The 1,043-nt window shown below is 48.3% G+C and carries 1 protein-coding gene; it reads right to left on the bottom strand.

Going from position 1 to position 1,043, the window contains the following annotated elements; all coding sequences use genetic code 11:
- Positions 1-1,023 (bottom strand): HD domain-containing phosphohydrolase (locus A3750_RS00725; RefSeq protein WP_304440153.1); only part of this gene is annotated, 1,023 nt, incomplete at its 3' end.
- Positions 1,024-1,043 lie beyond the last annotated feature (20 nt).

The raw sequence follows: 1,043 nt of genomic DNA, 5'->3' as shown, positions 1-1,043 counted from the left end.
ATCTAGCACACCCAGATCATTCTCTCCCAACTTCCTAGGGTAACCATCGCCCCGCAAGGTCTCATGGTGGGTAGAAGCCAGGTGCGGAACGTTGGACAAGTCGTCTGTAAATGGCAGACGATCAAGCATCCTTATCGTTCCAATCATATGCTCATTGATCTTAAATCGATCCTCAGCGGTTAACGTACCGCGTTTCACGCCAAGGTTGTAGAGCTCTCCTTGATTGTATAAGTGTTCCGGGATATCCATATCGATCCCTAAGTGCTCATCGAACTCAAAGGGACGCTCTCTCTCGATGATATGTTCAGGCTTGTCGGCCAACAATGGCTCGCGCTGGGGAAGGATTTCGTCCTTCAACAACCCCTTATCCTCAAGCCTCATCTCCTCAACAGGAGATAAGCCGAGCAAATTGCTAAAATTTCGAACCCAACTTTTCTCCGCTATTTGCTGTAAACGCTCTAGCTTTTCATCGGACAGAAATTCGCCGCCCACATTGCATTCGGCGACAAACGCGAACTCATCCTGCAAGGCAGACTGAGCCTCTTGTAGTTTTTGTTGAAGCGCTTTCTCTTGATCTGGTTGTTGCCGCAAGCTTTGCAGCATCTCAATTTCTGCGTCTCGCCAAAGCACCTCGAACCGCATTCGAACCTCGTGAATACGATTATAAATAAGCTCAAGCTTGCTCCCCTTATCAACAATATGCTCGGGCACCGAAATTTTCCCACAATCGTGCAACCAAGCCGCTGTTTCAAATTCACGCCACTGCTCTGGCGTCTCAAACGAAAACGCTTTGAACTTCCCAAACTTGGCCTTATCGGCCTCCCTTGCGAGCATCAAGCCCAGCACAGGAACTCGCTCACAATGGCCTGCGGTATAATGTGATTTGGCATCAATGGCCTCGGCAATTAACTTGATAATCGCATCCATCAACTCTTTTTGAGATCGCTCATATTCCTGAATCGACTTAGACATCGCGACCAAACTTTGGGACAAATGATGAAACTGTCGTATTCGACTTTCCACCGCCCTCACCTCGTCATACT

This window comes from Oleiphilus sp. HI0079 (assembly GCF_001635105.1).
The sequence above is the reverse complement of the archived record's forward strand: the minus strand, read 5'-3'. Positions and strand labels throughout refer to the sequence as shown.